Origin of the sequence: Bacillus mycoides (genome assembly GCF_018742245.1) — a bacterium.
In the GTDB taxonomy this organism is placed as follows: domain Bacteria; phylum Bacillota; class Bacilli; order Bacillales; family Bacillaceae_G; genus Bacillus_A; species Bacillus_A cereus_U.
The window spans coordinates 3,849,202-3,865,779 of sequence record NZ_CP036132.1 but is presented as its reverse complement, the minus strand read 5'-3'; the positions used below and the strand labels follow the sequence as shown (position 1 = coordinate 3,865,779).

Sequence of the window (16,578 nt, the reverse complement as noted above, 5' to 3'; positions counted from 1 at the left end):
TAGAAGCAGCTTTATGCGTTTGTTTTCAAAATTAAATTTTGAATGGTTTTAAGAGAATGAATGAGCTTTTCACGCTCTTCCTCAGATAATGTTTGAAAATTTTCTTTTAGTTTGTCTAAAATGAATTGCTGATACTGATTTACTAGCAATTTCCCTTCAGTTGTTAGGGAAATTAAAATGACCCGTCGATCTTTTTCGCTATAATGACGCTCTATTAGTTCTTCTTGAATAAGTTTGTTTAATAGAGGGGTCATGTTAGGCCGTGAAATCGCTAGCCGCTTGCCAATTTCTGAAACTGCTAATGTACCATTTTCATGCAAAAGCAGTAATACTTGCGTATGTGATGGCGGCATATGTCTTTGAGAAGAAAACTCTCCAGGAAGCATAAATTTGCGATAAAAAAGAGGCACTAGCGAAAGAAGATGATCAACAATACGTTCCCACTCGCGTGATTCCATATAACGGCCCCCTTCCACTATCATTGTAACAAAAAAGACAAGGTATAAAAATAGAATTGTTTCATGGAAGCCTTAATATTTGTAGGATAACACTTGCTTTGTAAATGTATTGGCAATAATCGCATAACCGTTATCATTTGGGTGTACTTGGTCAAATAGTAACTCTTTTTTATCATTCGAAATTAATTTGCGAATTGGTAAAACGATCGACGGTTGATGTGCTTTTGAAATAGAATAAATAGAATCATTCCAACCGTCTAAAAACATATCTGCATAACTTGCGATGGAGTCATCTAGTTGTAAAGGGTTATAGAGTTCAGAGAGAATGAGTAAAGCATTCGGATTTTGATCTCGAACGGTCTTTACAATATTTTTTACATCCGTTTCAAAACGGGCTTTTTCTTTATTTAACATTTTAATACCATCTATAACACCTACATCACGATTTAAGCGGAATAAATTATTTCCTCCAATACTAATAGTAATGATATTTGCTTCCCTAATTTTTTGTTGAACTTCTTCTGACTGGACTTTCTTAACGAGACGATCTGTAGTGAGACCATTTGCACCGAGGTTTTCTACCGTAATTGGTTTATGAATTTGTCCTTCTAATTGTCTAGAAGCTAATTCGGCAAATCCCCCTTGTGTAGATCCATATCCTTTTGCAAGTGAATCACCTAATACGAGGTGATAAAAGGAGTCGTTCGTTTGCTTATCAATCCAACTCGGAGCAGATGTTTTTTCTGCTTTTCCTTCAGTTTCTTTTTGTTCTATCTCATCGTTCTTTTCAAAATTAGAACAAGAAATGATTAGAAGGAGGAGACAAACAATTGTTAAGATGACTTTTTTCATAAATTCATCCTCCTTGTAATTGGTAATTGTATCATATTCAGCAGTATAAGCAATGTAAGGGCATATTATATATTTATGAAAAGTTTACAATAACTTTACAGAAAATTTGTAGAAGTTTGTCAAAAAATATTGACGATATGAAAGAACTTTATATATGATAATGTCAGATAAGGTGAAATTCTGCTTAGTGGGAGCTTTATTTCCCGTTAATTGTTAGTTTTCATCAATCGGGCGTTTAAGGGGACTACTCGTTAGCGCAGGATGAAATGAAAATCGTGTCTCTAATAGAAGAAAAAAGGTATGTGGTTAGAGGCAGATAGGGATTCATTTCATTATTTCTGGTAATTGTATAAGGGGGATTTTTTGTGAAAAAGTCAAAAAAAATGCTAGCTGGAGCAACACTTGCTATAGGTGTTATAGCGCCGCAAGTATTGCCGACAACAGCTCATGCAGAGGAAAAAGCTGGGGAGAGTACAGTTAAGTTACGAATTCTAGAAACATCAGATATTCACGTTAACTTAATGAATTACGATTATTATCAAACGAAAACAGATAATAAAGTAGGTCTCGTGCAAACTGCAACGCTTGTTAATAAAGCGCGTGGAGAGGTAAAGAACTCGGTTCTATTTGATGATGGGGATGCATTACAAGGAACGCCGCTTGGGGATTATGTGGCGAATAAAATAAAGGATCTGGAGAAGCCTGTGGATCCTAGTTATACCCATCCATTATATCGTGTAATGAATTTAATGAAGTATGACGTCATCTCTCTTGGGAATCATGAATTTAACTACGGTTTAGATTATTTAAAGTCAGTGATTAAAAAAACTAAGTTCCCTGTTATTAACTCAAATGTTTATAAAGATGATCATGATGGTATTGAAGAGAATGATGAGCATTACTTTGATGAACCATATCATATTTTAGAGAAAGAAGTAGTGGATGAAGCAGGCCAAAAACAAACAGTGAAAATTGGTGTAATGGGATTTGTTCCGCCTCAAGTTATGAACTGGGATAAAGCGAATTTAGCAGGAGAAGTAAAAGTGAAAGATATTGTTCAAACAGCGGAAAAGTTAGTTCCAGAAATGAAAGCAAAAGGTGCGGATGTTATCGTTGCACTAGCTCATTCAGGTGTTGATAAGAGTGGGCGTATCGCTGGAATGGAAAACGCATCGTTTTATTTAACAGAAGTTGAAAATGTAGATGCAGTATTAATGGGACATTCACATACTGAAATGAAGGATATATTTAATGGAGTTCCAGTTGTAATGCCTGGTGTGTTTGGAAGTAATTTAGGTATTATTGATATGCAATTGAAAAAGGTAAACGGAAAATGGGAAGTGCAAAAAGAGCAATCGAAGCCACAACTTCGTCCGATTGTTAATAATGAAGGTAATGTAGGACCTGATCAAACATTAGTTAATGAGATTAAAGATGAGCATGAAAAGACAATCGAATATGTAAATACACCTGTAGGTAAAACGACAGCACCAATTAATAGTTATTTTTCACTAGTACAAGATGATCCTTCTGTACAACTTGTGACGAATGCGCAAAAATGGTACGTAGAAGAAGAACTTAAAAAACCAGAGTACGAAAAGTTTAAAGGTATTCCGGTTTTATCTGCAGGAGCACCATTTAAAGCAGGTGGCCGAAACGGTGCTACATATTATACGGATATTCCAGCAGGGACGTTAGCAATTAAAAACGTAGCGGATTTATATGTATATCCAAATACGTTATATGCTGTAAAAGTAAGTGGGGCACAAGTGAAAGAATGGCTTGAAATGTCTGCAGGTCAATTTAATCAAATTGATTCAAAGAAAACAGAAGAACAGCCACTAGTAAATATAGGTTATCCTACATATAATTTTGATGTTTTAGATGGCTTAAAATATGAAATTGACGTAACGCAACCAGCGAAATACGATAAAGATGGCAAAGTTGTAAATGAAAATACGAATCGTATTGTAAATATGACGTATGAAGGTAAGCCTGTAGCGGACAATCAAGAGTTCATTGTAGCTACAAATAACTATCGTGGAAGTAGCCAAACGTTCCCTGGTGTAAGTAAAGGCGAAGTTGTATACCAATCGCAAGATGAAACACGTCAAATTATTGTGAAGTATATGCAAGAAACACCAGTTATTGATCCAGCAGCTGATCAAAATTGGACATTTAAACCAATTGTTGCAGATAAATTAAATACAACATTTGACTCTTCACCAAATGCACAAAAGCATATAAAGAAAGATGGAAAAATATCATATGTTGGACCATCTGAAAATGAATTTGCTAAATATGCAATTGATATAACGAAGAAGAGCGACGGCGATAAGGAAACTGGTGGAGAAAATCCAACGACACCACCAACAGATAATGGTGGTAATGGAGAAAATCCAACGACGCCGCCAACAGGTGATGGCAATAATGGAGAGAATCCAACGACACCGCCAACAGGTGATGGCAATAATGGAGAGAATCCAACGACACCACCAACAGGTGATGGCAATAATGGAGAGAATCCAACGACACCGCCAACAGATGAAGGTAATAATGGAAATGAACCAAAACAAGATGGAAACAACGCAGGATCTGGACAAACTACAACGGATAATCAAAATACAAAAGAAACAACAACTGTAAGTGAAAATAAAGAGGAACGTGATTTACCGAAAACAGGTGCGAGTGTTGCTTCTACAATTGGAGCTGGTCTGGCGTTTGTTGGAGCGGGATTACTTATGTTATTTAGAAAAAAGAAAGCAAATAGATAGTAAAGCATTGTAAAAAAAGGATTACCGTAATCGGTAATCCTTTTTTTACGTATATATTATGAAACTGGTACTGTTTTTTCCTTCTTCCATGAAAGACCAAATCCAGTGAAACCAACAATAATTGTTAAGACTGGACAAGCTAAACAGAAGATTGCGTATGGAACATAATCGAATGTTGGAACGCTAAGGACGTTTGTTAAGAATACGCCGCTTACCCCCCATGGTACGAGCGGATTAATTACTGTACCAGCATCTTCTAATACTCGTGATAAATTACGACGTTCTAAACCGACTTCATCGTATTTGTTAGCGAATGCTTGTCCTGTTAAAACGATTGATAAGTATTGTTCGCCAAGTAAGAAGTTTACACCAATTGCAGTGAAAGCGGTAGAGATGATTAAGCGTGTACTTGTTTTTACAAAGCTAGAGATGATATTCATCAGTTGCGTGATAATGCCCATTCCTTGTAGTAAACCACCCATACAAAGAGCTAGGAAAATAAGAGCAATTGACATCATCATACTTTGTAAACCACCGCGAGATAATAAGCTATCAATATCTTTTATACCAGTTTTAGAAACGTAACCATCTTGCATAATTTTCATTAAATCAGCTAAAGAAGTACTAGGGTTAAAAATAAAGAGAATGATGATCCCTACTACGATTCCTGCAAGTAATGTTGGAACTGCGGGTACTTTCTTAAATGCGAATAGGAACAGTAATAAAATCGGAATAAGTGTAACGATAGAAATCGTTGCATTTTTTTCTAACGTACTAATAAAGTTTGTGAAATCAACGTCTCCTCTAGTGCCGCTTCCTAAAATGAAAAATGCGATAAAAGCAATAATGAAAGCAGGGACTGTTGTCCAAAGCATGTTGCGAATATGTTCAAATAAATCTACACCAGTTACAGCTGGAGCTAAGTTTGTTGTATCAGATAAAGGAGACATTTTATCCCCAAAGAATGCACCCGAAATAATTGCACCAGCAATAAGAGCTGGATCGTATCCGAGAGCACTACCCATTCCCATAAAGGCAAGCCCTACTGTTGCTGCAGTTGTAAATGCACTACCGATACTTGTTCCAACAATTGCACAAACAACAAAAACAGTAGGAACGAAAATTTTTGGAGATACAAGTTGGAATCCGTATACCATTAAAGTTGGAATTGTTCCAGCTGCGATCCAAACACTAATTAATACTCCTACAAGTAAGAAAATAAAAATAGATGGAATACCAGCTGAAATACTACTTATCATCCCTTTTTCCATAGTAGACCAAGAGATTTTTTTCATAAATCCAAACGCTAATAAAATAACGATGCCGAATAAAATTGGGATATGTGGTGAAACTTCTAATTGAATAACACTAAAGCCAATACAGAAAAAGATAAAAAATGTTAAAAGAATAGATTCAATTTTTGAAACCATTGTTTTTCCCTCCTAATTAATCTAAAATAGCTCTTTTTTATATAAAATTCGCCAATACTGTATATTCCCTTGTAAAATTTAGAATTTTGTGACAAATTACCGGTAAATGTTGACACTTCTATATGATACGGAAATAATTGGATAAAAAAACGCCCCTGCATATAATTATGCAGGGACGAAGAAATCGCGGTACCACCCTAGCTTGTGAAAGGAATGTATCACAAAATAAAGGGCCATATGATATGCGCTAATAAAATAAAAACGCCCCTGCAATATATGCAGGGACGAAAAATTCGCGGTACCACCCTAAATTGTGAAACAGTGTCGTTTCACCACTCTTTAGACATAACGGTCTAAACCGTCTTTCACTACTCCTCACGTTTCGTAAAAGAAGCTCCAGGGGGTAATTCATAAATCGCTCTGTACTGGTTCGCACCGACCACCAGCTCTCTGAAATCAGAAAACGAAATACTACTAAATCCTATCAACGCCGATTCATATGATGTTAGTTAAATTTTTATCATATATTCATCATACATGTCAATAAAAATATTCGATATTTTTTTAGGGGAATAAAGGAGAAATGTTTTTTATACTGTAAAAATGTGCGTTATAATGAATTTGAAAGGGGAGGAAAGAGTGAAGAAAAAAATAATTCTTTTTACCACCTTACTAGTCGTTGGCGGAAGTGCTGGAATTTACACAGCTTTTGCAGCTGAATCAGAGCAGTCGAAACAAAAGCAAATACAGCAGTCAGAAGTGAAGAAAGTGAAAGAAACTGAAGAGAAGAAATCGATGGAAAAATCAGCTGCAAAACTAGGAGTTTCTACTGAAGGGAAAACAAAAGAAGAGATTACGAAAGAAGTAGATACCGCTAGGCTTGAGCAGCGCCATGATTTATTAATTGAGCATGCTAAGCAACTTGGAATTGATACAGAAGGAAAAAAAGATGAAGAGATTATTTTAGAAATTGGAAAGATACAACATGGAAAGTAGAACAACTTATCGTAGGATAAGTTGTTCTTTTTTAAGAACTATTTGATTTAAAAATAATTGACAGTCATTTGGTTTTAATGTTAACTATATTTATGAACAAGTTAACATTAGGGGTGACAATTGTGGCTGTTAATAGTAACACGAGTGAAAAATCGTCTTATACATATGAAGAATTATCGAAGAAGAATAAAGATTACGTATGGCACCCATTTACACAAATGAAAGATTATTTAGAAGAAGATCCTGTCATTATTGAACGTGGAGAGGGAAGAAAGCTATACGACGTAAATGGAAATGAATATTGGGACGGTGTTTCGTCTATTTGGTTAAATGTTCATGGGCATCAAGTACCGGAACTAGATGAGGCAATTCGTGAGCAATTAAATAAAATTGCTCATTCTACTATGTTAGGACTTGCTAACGTTCCATCTATTTTATTAGCAGAAAAAATAATTGATGTTGCACCAGAAGGCTTGAAGAAAGTATTTTATTCAGACTCTGGTTCTACCGCTGTTGAAATTGCAATTAAGATGGCTTTTCAATATTGGCAGCATAAAGGAAAACCGAGAAAACAAAGATTTGTTACATTAAAAGAAGCATATCACGGTGATACAATAGGTGCTGTTTCAGTAGGAGCAATAGACTTGTTTCACCAAGTGTATAGTTCACTATTATTTGAGGCAATTAAAATGCCGTATCCATATACATATCGTTCTCCTTATGGAGATAATAAGGAACAAATTGTAAAGAAACATTTAGAAGAAATGGAAGAATTGCTGCAAGAAAAACATGAAGAAGTAGCAGCTATCATTGTGGAGCCATTAATGCAAGGTGCTGGTGGGATGATTACAATGCCAAAAGGATACTTAAAAGGGCTTCGCGATTTATGTACAAAATACAATGTATTATTTATTACAGATGAGGTAGCGACTGGATTTGGGCGTACTGGGAAAATGTTTGCATGTGAACACGAGGATGTGACGCCAGACATTTTAACTGCGGGAAAAGGCTTAACAGGTGGTTATTTACCGGTGGCAATTACGGTAACGACAGATGAAATTTACAATGCCTTTTTAGGAGACTATGAAGAACAAAAAACATTTTTCCATGGTCATAGTTATACAGGGAATCCGTTAGGTTGTGCCGTAGCAATTGCAAATTTAGAACTATATGAAAAAACTAATTTAATAGAAGAGGTTGCGCATAAAACAGAATATGTAGCAACACAATTAGAAGCCCTTAATGAATATAAGCACGTAGGAGATATTCGTCAATGCGGGCTAATGGTTGGTATTGAACTTGTGAAAAATAAGGAAACGAAAGAATCGTTTGAATGGACAGAAAGAGTCGGTGTTCAAGTGTGTAAACGCTCAAGAGAGTTAGGCATGATTTTACGCCCGCTTGGTAACACCATTGTATTTATGCCTCCTCTTGCGTCTACAATGGCTGAAATCGATGAGATGTTACGCATTTTATATAAAGCAATCTCGGATATTACGGAGGAAGAGTAATGAGTGGTTTCTTTATAACAGCAACGGATACAGAAGTTGGAAAAACGGTAGTGACAGGAGCATTGGCAGGTATATTTCGAGAGCGTGGATATAATGTTGGTGTATATAAACCGTTGCAAAGTGGACATGTTGCATCAAATCCTGAGGGAGATGCAGCAAGATTAAAAGCAATATCGGGTGTGCCGACAAAAGAAAATAAAATTTGTCCGTATTCCATTGAAGAAGCACTTGCTCCGAGACTTGCTATGAAAAGAGCTGGAAGGACAGTAACGTTAAAAGAAATTACTGATCACTATAATGAACTACTAAAAGAGTTTAATAGCCTATTTGTAGAAGGGGCTGGTGGGCTTGCAGTCCCATATACAGAAGATGCTTTAGTAATCGATTTTGCAAAAGAATTACAGCTTCCTCTTATTGTAGTAGCGCGTCCTACACTAGGAACAGTGAATCATACTGTCTTAACGATTTCTTATGCAAGGGCACATGGCTTAACAGTAGCAGGTGTCATTTTGTCTGGTTGTAAAGAATGTGAAAAAGAAAGAGTACAAGAAAACAAAGAAATGATTGAAGAGTTGATCGGGGTACCGGTTTTAGGTTTATTACCATTCCTTGAAGGTGAATTTACTAGGGAAGAATTATTGGAATCGGCAAAAGAACATATTATGATTTCAAAATTAGAGGAGTCCATCCAAAATGAATCAAAAGTGGCGCGCGCATCTTCAATCTAAAATAGAACAATTAAGAGAGCAAGGACAGTATCGTAATTTGCATGTGACAGAGAAAGCGGAAGAGACATGGCTTATTCGAAATGAGAAAAGGATGCTAAATTTAGCGTCAAATAATTATTTAGGGTTAGCTGGAGATGAAAGGTTGAAAGAAGCTGCTATTGCTGGCACAAGAAAATATGGAACTGGAGCGACAGCATCTCGTCTCGTTGTAGGAAATTATCGACTGTATGAAGAGGTTGAGAGAAGTATATGCAACTGGAAAGGTACTGAAAGAGCGTTAATCGTAAATAGTGGGTATACAGCAAATGTAGGTGTACTCTCTTCTTTAGCTGGTCGTCACGATATTGTTTTTAGTGATAAATTAAATCACGCAAGTATTGTTGATGGAATTATATTAAGCGGTGCAGAACATAAAAGGTATCGTCATAATGATTTGGATCATTTAGAGAAGATGTTGAAAGTAGCGTCACCTGAAAAGAGGAAATTAATCGTAACTGATACTGTTTTTAGTATGGATGGTGATACTGCATATTTGAGAGATTTAGTGAAGCTGAAAGAGAAATACGGGGCAATCATTATAGTTGATGAAGCACATGCGAGTGGAATATATGGAATCGGTGGAGCTGGATTATCTCATATAGAAAAAGATCTTGCTCAAAAAATCGATATACATATGGGGACGTTTAGCAAGGCTTTAGGGTGTTATGGTGCGTATTTAACAGGTGATGCAATTTATATAGAGTACTTACAAAATATGATGAGAAGCTTTGTTTTTACTACAGCTTTACCACCAGGAGCATTAGGAGCAGTGCAAAAAGCAATTGAGATTGTAAAAGAAGATAACGAAAGAAGAGAGAACCTTATAGCGAATGGTGCATATTTCAGGACGCATTTACAAGAAGCTGGTTTTGACATTGGGAATAGCTCAACTCATATTGTACCAATTGTAGTCGGTTCAAATGAAAATGCTTTACGGTTTAGTGAAAAATTACAAGAGATAGGTATCGCAGCTATTGCAATTCGTCCGCCAACTGTTCCGATTGGTAGTTCCCGAATTCGCTTTGCTGTTACGTCACAACATACAATGGCGGATTTAAAATGGGCCATTCAGCATATTATACGCATCGGTAAAGAAGAGGGGTTTTTAGTATGAAAGAGCTAAAGGTTATTTTTATTCCTGGGTGGGGAATGGAAGAAGATGTTTGGACTTTTGTACTTCCGTATTTTAAAGACTATCCTGTTCAATGTTTAGATTGGCGTAATGTGAAAGAACAAAGTGAATTTGCGGGACGAATAATAGAGGTAGCACGTGATGAAAATGTAATTTTAGTTGGATGGTCATTAGGAGCATTAGCGGCAATTCAAGCTTATAAAAAGATTAAGGCGAAAGGTATTGTACTAATTGGTGGTACTGCTAAATTTACAAATACGAGCGACTATACAAGCGGATGGAATTCTTTGCATGTAGAACGTATGAAAAAGAATTTAACGAGAAAGAAAGAAGATACTTTGAATCGTTTCTATGAAAATATATTTACAAAAAATGAGCTGAAGGAGAATACGAGTTTTAAAGAGATTGCGCTGAATTTTAAAGGGGACTCGATTCAGTCTTTACAATTAGGCTTAGATTATTTAATAGAAACAGATATGAGAAACGAATTAACAGATATCAAAGTCCCGTTGTTACTTCTTCATGGAGAACAGGATGTGATATGTCCATTATCCGCAGTTCATAATATGACGGAGAATACGAATGCTACGCTAAAAGTAGTAAGCGGGGCTGGTCATGCATTATGTGTAACGAATTTCGAATATTGCGCGAATGAGATAATCCAATTTGTAGAGGGGATACGACATGATCAACAAAACGTTACTACAAAAACGGTTTAATGGGGCAGCCGTATCTTACGATCAATATGCAAATGTACAAAAAAAGATGGCACATTCGTTACTTTCTATATTGAAGCGGCGATATAGTGAAACATCATCAATACGTATTTTAGAACTTGGATGCGGGACAGGTTATGTCACAGAGCAATTATCAAAGTTATTTCCAAAAGCACAAATTACAGCCGTTGATTTTGCTGAAAGTATGATTACGATTGCAAAAACTAGACAAAATACCGAAAATGTGACGTTTCATTGTGAGGATATTGAACGATTACGATTAGAAGAATCATATGATGTTATTATTTCGAATGCCACATTTCAATGGCTTAACAATGTAAAACAAGTGATAAGAAATTTATTTCATCATTTGTCTACAGATGGGATAGTACTCTTTTCCACCTTTGGACAAGAAACTTTTCAAGAGCTCCATGCTTCGTTTCAGCGAGCGAAAGAGGAAAAAAACATTCAAAATGAAACTTTGATTGGTCAACGTTTTTATTCGAAAGATCAGTTGCTTCATATATGCAAGATAGAAACAGGGGATGTGCATGTTTCTGAAACATGCTACATAGAAAGATTTGCAGAAGTTAGGGAATTCCTACATTCTATTCGAAAAGTAGGAGCGACCAATAGTAATGAAGAGTCTTATTGTCAAAGCCCTTCACTCTTTCGTACGATGCTTCGTATATACGAAAGAGACTTCACGGAAAAAGAAGGGATAGTAGCAACATATCATGCTTTATTTACGTATATAACAAAAGAGGGGAAGAGATGAAATGAAACAAGTACAAACAAAAAGGGATTGGAAAAAACTTGCATACGACGTAGTAGAAGAGAAAATGATTACGAAAGAAGATGCAATTGCAATATTAGAAGCTGATGATGCAGAGGTTTTAGAAATTATGAATGCAGCTTACATCATTCGCCATCATCATTTTGGTAAGAAAGTAAAGTTGAACATGATTATAAATACGAAATCTGGATTATGTCCTGAAGATTGCGGGTATTGTTCACAGTCTATTATTTCAGAGGCACCGATTGATAAGTATGCATGGTTAACACAAGAGAAAATTGTTGAAGGAGCGCACGAAGCAATTCGTCGTAAAGCAGGTACATATTGTATTGTTGCATCTGGTCGTCGTCCGACGGATAAAGAAGTAAATCACGTTATTGGAGCAGTGAAGGAAATTCGTGAAACGACAGATTTGAAAATTTGCTGTTGTTTAGGATTTTTAAATGAAGATCAAGCAGGTCAGTTAGCAGAAGCTGGTGTGCATCGTTATAACCACAATTTAAATACACATGCCAACAATTATGATAGCATTTGTTCAACGCATACGTATGACGATCGTGTTGATACAGTCCAAAAAGCGAAGCAAGCCGGTATTTCTCCATGCTCTGGAGCAATTTTCGGAATGGGAGAAACGATTGAACAGCGCGCTGAAATTGCCTTTGAATTACAACGTTTAGATGCGGATTCTATTCCGTGTAATTTCCTTGTTGCTGTAAAGGGTACTCCGCTTGAAGGACAAAAAGAATTAACACCTGTAGAATGTTTAAAAGTGCTGGCGATGATGCGTTTTGTAAATCCAACAAAAGAAATTCGTATTTCAGGCGGTCGAGAACTTAATTTACGTTCTGTACAGCCACTTGGTTTATTTGCAGCAAACTCTATCTTTGTCGGGGACTATTTAACAACAGCTGGACAAGAGCCGACTGCGGACTGGGGTATGATTGAAGATTTAGGATTTGAGATTGAAGAATGTGCGCTATAAGATAGATGAAAAGCAAACTCTTTAAAGGGTTTGCTTTTTTTTGTAAATAAAATGTAATAAAAGTCCATTAACGCTTGATAGTAGTCACTTTTGGACGAGAAAAATAATTTTGTGGACGAATTTTCCAAGCTCTAATTGTACATAGTAAAAATGTAATTTATATCGGGTTGGAGGATTTTACATGTACAAATACATATTAGCCATTATGACTTGTCTGATTTTAATAAAAGCGATAAGTGCTGATCCAGTTAAGGCGGCTGAAAATCCTGAACAAAAAGAAATGCAACAAAGAATTGAACAGCATTTTCGAACGAAAGCTGAACATTTTGGACTTGAAACAGAAGGAAAGGATTTAAAAGAAGTGAGGAAGGAAATTTCTATTATAGAAGAAGCGAAAAAGAGAGAAAATGTGTGGAGAACAGCACAAACTCTTCGTATAAAAACAGAAGGAAAAACGATGGATGAATTAATAGAAGATGTACGAAAAAAGGTGAGAAAATAAAAAAAAGAGGCCGCAGCCTCTTTTTTTAAGCCCATTGTTTTGATAAATGAGCCATTTCAATCGCAGCAACTGCTGATTCATAGCCTTTATTGCCAGCTTTTGTACCTGCACGTTCAATCGCTTGTTCAATTGTTTCTGTCGTTAATACACCGAAAATAACTGGAATATCCGTTTGTAGTGATAAAGATGCAACACCTTTTGCTACTTCATTACAAACGTAATCGTAATGCGTTGTAGCACCGCGAATTACTGTACCTAATGTAATAACAGCATCATATTTTCCATTATTTGCCATTTTTTTAGCGATTAAAGGAATTTCAAATGCACCAGGAACCCATGCAACATCAATATCATTCTCTTCTACACCGTGACGCTTTAATCCATCTAAAGCTCCGCCAAGTAACTTACTTGTAATAAACTCATTAAAACGTCCAACAACAACCCCAACTTTTAATCCTGTACCAACTAAATGACCTTCGAATACCATAATGTATCTCTCCCTTAATTATAAGTTTAGTAAATGTCCTAATTTGTTTACTTTCGTTTGTAAATACGTTTTATTTTCTTCTTTTGCTGGCATTTGCAACGGTACACGCTCGGTTACTTCTAAATCGTAACCTTGTAAGCCAGCAATTTTTCGTGGATTATTCGTTAATAATCGTAAACTTTGTAAACCTAAATCCTTTAAAATTTGAGCACCAATACCGTAATCACGAAGATCAGCTGGGAACCCAAGTTTTTCATTTGCTTCTACAGTATCGAACCCTTCTTCTTGTAACTTATAAGCGCGAAGCTTATTAAGAAGGCCAATGCCGCGTCCCTCTTGTCTCATATAGAGAAGAACACCTTTTCCTTCACGCTCAATTTGAGCAAGTGCAGCATGTAGTTGTGGTCCGCAATCACAGCGGCACGAACCAAATACATCTCCTGTCAAGCATTCTGAATGAACGCGTACAAGTACAGGTTCGCCTGTTGAAACATCACCTTTTACGAGCGCGATATGTTCTTTCATATCTAATGAGTTAGAATAGCCAATTGCATGAAAAGTACCGAAATCTGTAGGTAATGTAATTTCCACTTCTCTCGTCACAAGTGTTTCGTGATGGCGGCGATAAGCAATTAAATCTTCAATTGTAATCATTTTTATATCAAATTGTTTTGCACACTGTATTAAATCAGGTACACGTGCCATCGTCCCATCTTCATTTATAATCTCGCAAATGACGCCGGCTGGCTCAGCTCCGCAAAGTTTTGCTAAATCAACAGCAGCTTCTGTATGACCTGCGCGGCGAAGGACGCCACCTTCTTTCGCAATTAATGGAAAGATATGTCCAGGGCGGTTAAAATCAGTTCCTTTAGATGCGGGATTTAATAATTCCTGTATTGTTGTAGCACGCTCATGAGCACTAATGCCTGTTGTTGTAGAAACGTGATCGATGCTTACTGTAAAAGCAGTATGATGCGAATCGGTATTATGAGAAACCATTGGTTCTAACTGTAGACGTTCTGCGTATTGCTCCGTAATCGGTACGCAAACGAGACCACGACCATGTGTAATCATAAAATTAATCGTTTCTGGTGTAATGTACTCTGCTAAAGCAATAAAATCGCCTTCATTTTCTCGGTTTTCATCATCACATACGATAACGACTTTTCCTTGTTTTAAATCTTCTAGAGCTTCTTCAATACGATGAAACATTGTGCTTCCCCCTTATAGAAATCCGTTTTCTTGTAAAAAGCTTTCGGTCATTGAATCTGTTCCTTTTGCGGGCTTTGAAATAAAGCGTTCAATATATTTTCCAATCATGTCACACTCAATGTTTACGATGTCCCCGGCTTTTTTTTCTCCGATTATAGACTCGCTTACTGTGTGGGGGATGAGTGAAATTGTAATTGAAGATTCGTCTATATCAAATATTGTTAAACTAGTGCCATCAATAGCAACGGATCCTTTATGCAAACAATAGCGTAGTAATTCATCAGAAATTGCTATTTTGTAATAGATGGCATTGTAATGTTGTTTTTTAGTTAAAATCGTACCGATGCCATCGATATGTCCGGTGACGAAATGTCCTCCGAATCGTCCGTTCGCAGCCATTGCCCGTTCTAAATTCACTTTGGTACTTGGCTTTAGCATACGAAGTGATGTTGCATTCATTGTTTCAGGCATTGCATCAACAGTGAATGAAGTAGTCGTAAAAGTAGTTACTGTTAAGCAGATGCCGTTAACCGCGATACTATCACCTAGCTTAACATCCGATAAAATTTGATTTGCGCTAATAGTTAGCTTCATTGCTTCACCACTTTGAGTCATGCTTGATATCGTTCCTAACTCTTCTACAATTCCTGTAAACATTCCGTCACCTCGCTTTTTAAGGTTGCAACAATTTTTATATCATTACCAATTTGTTTCATCTCTTGAATTGTTAAGGAAAGTGCATCTTGTAACTTCGAAAAACCAGCTCCGCCAAATAAAGTGGGTGCATCTTTTCCGCCAATTAATTTCGGGCTTATATAGGTCACAATTTCATTAAAACTATTTGTTTTTAAGAAGTTTGCATGTACTGTTTGACCACCTTCAACGAACAGAGAAAGAATTTGTTTCTCTCCGAGTAGGGATAGGACATCTTGTATTTCACTTTGCTTCGTTTTCATTTGGAATACAGCTATATTGTTACATTCATAAGACGCTATTTTCTCTTTATTTACATCCTTACCGACAATAATCCATGTCGGAGCTAAGCCATCTGTTATGACATGAGAAGATGGCGGCGTTCGTAAGTGGGTATCTAAAATAACGCGTATAGGATGTTTACCTCCGTTTAGAATTCGTGTTGTTAAGTGTGGATTATCAGTTATAACTGTATTCACACCGACAAGGATAGCGTCATGCATATGACGATATTGATGAACATCAGCTCGCGCTTCTTCACTTGTAATCCACTTACTTTCCCCCGTTACAGTCGCTGTTTTTCCATCTAAGCTCATTGCTGTTTTTATTGTTACAAATGGACGTTTCGTTTTCATATAGTGAAAAAAGTATCGATTTAATAAAGTTGCTTCCGCTTCAAGAACACCAGTAGTCACCTTGATTCCAGCTTCTTCTAATCTCCTTTTTCCATTACCAGAAACGAGTGGATTGCAATCAAGGGTGGCGATTACAACACGCTGGACTCCCTTTTCAATGAGTAATTCACAGCAAGGCGGTGTTTTTCCAAAATGGCTACACGGTTCAAGTGTTACATAAACGGTAGCGCCTTTTGCTCTTTCTCCAGCCATGTGAAGAGCATGAACTTCAGCATGTTCTTCACCGGCACGCATATGGGCACCCATTCCGACAATGTTGCCATCTTTTACAACGACAGCACCAACCATAGGATTTGGACTTGTCTGTCCCGATGTTCCTTGTGCTAATTGCAAGGCAATCCTCATATATTCTTGATCTGTCATTCTCGTCACCTCTCCTGAAAAAATCAAAAAACCCCAAGGATATAGAATCCTTGGGGTTTGGGAGACGTGATTTCTAGAAATATAGTTCGAATACGAAAGTATAGGAAAGAAACCTAACGATGATTGATATTTTGGTATAAGAAAAAAACCTAGCAAAATATCGAGTTTTTCAAACGCTAGTCGTATCTTTTTATTTCAGTATAGAAACATAA

The 16,578-nt window shown here is 36.6% G+C and carries 16 protein-coding genes and 1 other annotated feature; of the genes, 9 read left to right on the top strand and 7 right to left on the bottom strand.

What is annotated here, in order from left to right; all coding sequences use genetic code 11:
• Positions 1–11 precede the first annotated feature (11 nt).
• Entirely contained in the window at positions 12–458 is a 447-nt protein-coding gene (locus EXW56_RS19705) for a MarR family winged helix-turn-helix transcriptional regulator (RefSeq protein WP_002111682.1), read from the bottom strand.
• 72 nt (positions 459–530) lie between these two features.
• A complete protein-coding gene (locus EXW56_RS19700; RefSeq protein WP_215596877.1) occupies positions 531–1,310 on the bottom strand; it encodes a GDSL-type esterase/lipase family protein in 780 nt (259 codons plus the stop codon).
• A gap of 365 nt (positions 1,311–1,675) precedes the next feature.
• Here EXW56_RS19700 and cpdB point away from each other — a divergent pair, with 365 nt between their 5' ends.
• Positions 1,676–4,084, top strand: a complete 2,409-nt coding sequence (cpdB, locus tag EXW56_RS19695; protein ID WP_215596876.1) for a bifunctional 2',3'-cyclic-nucleotide 2'-phosphodiesterase/3'-nucleotidase — start codon at positions 1,676–1,678, stop codon at positions 4,082–4,084.
• 56 nt (positions 4,085–4,140) lie between these two features.
• On the opposite strand, the gene nhaC is transcribed toward cpdB, so the two are convergent.
• Positions 4,141–5,514: a Na+/H+ antiporter NhaC gene (gene nhaC / locus EXW56_RS19690; protein WP_215557445.1), complete on the bottom strand. Its 1,374-nt coding sequence runs from the start codon at positions 5,512–5,514 to the stop codon at positions 4,141–4,143.
• Positions 5,515–5,791: 277 nt separating this feature from the next.
• Positions 5,792–6,011 (bottom strand) — a binding site (T-box leader).
• Between the two features lie 142 nt (positions 6,012–6,153).
• Between nhaC and EXW56_RS19685 the strand changes: the two genes are divergently transcribed.
• From EXW56_RS19685 to EXW56_RS19650, 8 genes are all read left to right on the top strand, one after another.
• On the top strand, positions 6,154–6,510 hold the full coding sequence (locus tag EXW56_RS19685) for a hypothetical protein (RefSeq protein ID WP_215596875.1): 357 nt from the start codon (positions 6,154–6,156) through the stop codon (positions 6,508–6,510).
• Positions 6,511–6,587: 77 nt separating this feature from the next.
• Positions 6,588–8,021, top strand: a complete 1,434-nt coding sequence (bioA, locus tag EXW56_RS19680; protein WP_215596874.1) for an adenosylmethionine--8-amino-7-oxononanoate transaminase — start codon at positions 6,588–6,590, stop codon at positions 8,019–8,021.
• Entirely contained in the window at positions 8,021–8,749 is a 729-nt protein-coding gene (gene bioD / locus EXW56_RS19675) for a dethiobiotin synthase (RefSeq protein ID WP_215596873.1), read from the top strand. The genes bioA and bioD overlap by 1 nt, the downstream gene beginning before the upstream one ends.
• The gene (gene bioF / locus EXW56_RS19670; protein WP_215596872.1) at positions 8,715–9,902 is read left to right on the top strand and encodes an 8-amino-7-oxononanoate synthase; all 1,188 of its coding nucleotides are present in this window, start codon (positions 8,715–8,717) and stop codon (positions 9,900–9,902) included. Before bioD ends, bioF begins: the two co-directional genes overlap by 35 nt.
• Entirely contained in the window at positions 9,899–10,639 is a 741-nt protein-coding gene (locus tag EXW56_RS19665; RefSeq protein ID WP_002199419.1) for an alpha/beta fold hydrolase, read from the top strand. Before bioF ends, EXW56_RS19665 begins: the two co-directional genes overlap by 4 nt.
• Positions 10,605–11,414 (top strand): malonyl-ACP O-methyltransferase BioC, encoded by an 810-nt coding sequence (gene bioC / locus EXW56_RS19660; RefSeq protein WP_078172857.1) that lies wholly within the window; start codon positions 10,605–10,607, stop codon positions 11,412–11,414. Before EXW56_RS19665 ends, bioC begins: the two co-directional genes overlap by 35 nt.
• A 1-nt stretch (position 11,415) precedes the next feature.
• The gene (bioB, locus tag EXW56_RS19655; RefSeq protein WP_002111668.1) at positions 11,416–12,414 is read left to right on the top strand and encodes a biotin synthase; all 999 of its coding nucleotides are present in this window, start codon (positions 11,416–11,418) and stop codon (positions 12,412–12,414) included.
• Positions 12,415–12,595: 181 nt separating this feature from the next.
• Positions 12,596–12,916: a hypothetical protein gene (locus EXW56_RS19650; protein WP_002111666.1), complete on the top strand. Its 321-nt coding sequence runs from the start codon at positions 12,596–12,598 to the stop codon at positions 12,914–12,916.
• 25 nt (positions 12,917–12,941) lie between these two features.
• Here the strand turns inward: EXW56_RS19650 and ribH are convergent, their stop codons facing one another.
• Genes ribH through ribD form a run of 4 tightly spaced genes read right to left on the bottom strand, consistent with a single transcriptional unit; the run spans position 12,942 to position 16,366 of the window.
• Positions 12,942–13,403: a 6,7-dimethyl-8-ribityllumazine synthase gene (gene ribH / locus EXW56_RS19645; RefSeq protein ID WP_215596871.1), complete on the bottom strand. Its 462-nt coding sequence runs from the start codon at positions 13,401–13,403 to the stop codon at positions 12,942–12,944.
• 18 nt (positions 13,404–13,421) lie between these two features.
• Positions 13,422–14,615 (bottom strand): bifunctional 3,4-dihydroxy-2-butanone-4-phosphate synthase/GTP cyclohydrolase II, encoded by a 1,194-nt coding sequence (gene ribBA / locus EXW56_RS19640; protein ID WP_215557440.1) that lies wholly within the window; start codon positions 14,613–14,615, stop codon positions 13,422–13,424.
• Between the two features lie 12 nt (positions 14,616–14,627).
• Positions 14,628–15,272 (bottom strand): riboflavin synthase, encoded by a 645-nt coding sequence (gene ribE / locus EXW56_RS19635; RefSeq protein ID WP_215596870.1) that lies wholly within the window; start codon positions 15,270–15,272, stop codon positions 14,628–14,630.
• Positions 15,254–16,366: a bifunctional diaminohydroxyphosphoribosylaminopyrimidine deaminase/5-amino-6-(5-phosphoribosylamino)uracil reductase RibD gene (gene ribD / locus EXW56_RS19630; RefSeq protein WP_199659727.1), complete on the bottom strand. Its 1,113-nt coding sequence runs from the start codon at positions 16,364–16,366 to the stop codon at positions 15,254–15,256. Before ribD ends, ribE begins: the two co-directional genes overlap by 19 nt.
• Positions 16,367–16,578: the final 212 nt, after the last annotated feature.

What these genes read in the sequence shown, in the direction of transcription:
- EXW56_RS19665 (WP_002199419.1), top strand. Translation starts at nt 9,899, where the DNA reads ATGAAAGAGCTAAAGGTTATTTTTATTCCTGGGTGGGGAATGGAAGAA.
- nhaC (WP_215557445.1), bottom strand. Translation starts at nt 5,514, where the DNA reads ATGGTTTCAAAAATTGAATCTATTCTTTTAACATTTTTTATCTTTTTC.
- ribE (WP_215596870.1), bottom strand. Translation starts at nt 15,272, where the DNA reads ATGTTTACAGGAATTGTAGAAGAGTTAGGAACGATATCAAGCATGACT.
- bioF (WP_215596872.1), top strand. Translation starts at nt 8,715, where the DNA reads ATGAATCAAAAGTGGCGCGCGCATCTTCAATCTAAAATAGAACAATTA.
- EXW56_RS19705 (WP_002111682.1), bottom strand. Translation starts at nt 458, where the DNA reads ATGGAATCACGCGAGTGGGAACGTATTGTTGATCATCTTCTTTCGCTA.
- ribD (WP_199659727.1), bottom strand. Translation starts at nt 16,366, where the DNA reads ATGACAGATCAAGAATATATGAGGATTGCCTTGCAATTAGCACAAGGA.
- ribH (WP_215596871.1), bottom strand. Translation starts at nt 13,403, where the DNA reads ATGGTATTCGAAGGTCATTTAGTTGGTACAGGATTAAAAGTTGGGGTT.
- bioA (WP_215596874.1), top strand. Translation starts at nt 6,588, where the DNA reads ATGTTAACTATATTTATGAACAAGTTAACATTAGGGGTGACAATTGTG.
- bioC (WP_078172857.1), top strand. Translation starts at nt 10,605, where the DNA reads ATGATCAACAAAACGTTACTACAAAAACGGTTTAATGGGGCAGCCGTA.
- ribBA (WP_215557440.1), bottom strand. Translation starts at nt 14,615, where the DNA reads ATGTTTCATCGTATTGAAGAAGCTCTAGAAGATTTAAAACAAGGAAAA.
- EXW56_RS19650 (WP_002111666.1), top strand. Translation starts at nt 12,596, where the DNA reads ATGTACAAATACATATTAGCCATTATGACTTGTCTGATTTTAATAAAA.
- EXW56_RS19700 (WP_215596877.1), bottom strand. Translation starts at nt 1,310, where the DNA reads ATGAAAAAAGTCATCTTAACAATTGTTTGTCTCCTCCTTCTAATCATT.
- bioD (WP_215596873.1), top strand. Translation starts at nt 8,021, where the DNA reads ATGAGTGGTTTCTTTATAACAGCAACGGATACAGAAGTTGGAAAAACG.
- bioB (WP_002111668.1), top strand. Translation starts at nt 11,416, where the DNA reads ATGAAACAAGTACAAACAAAAAGGGATTGGAAAAAACTTGCATACGAC.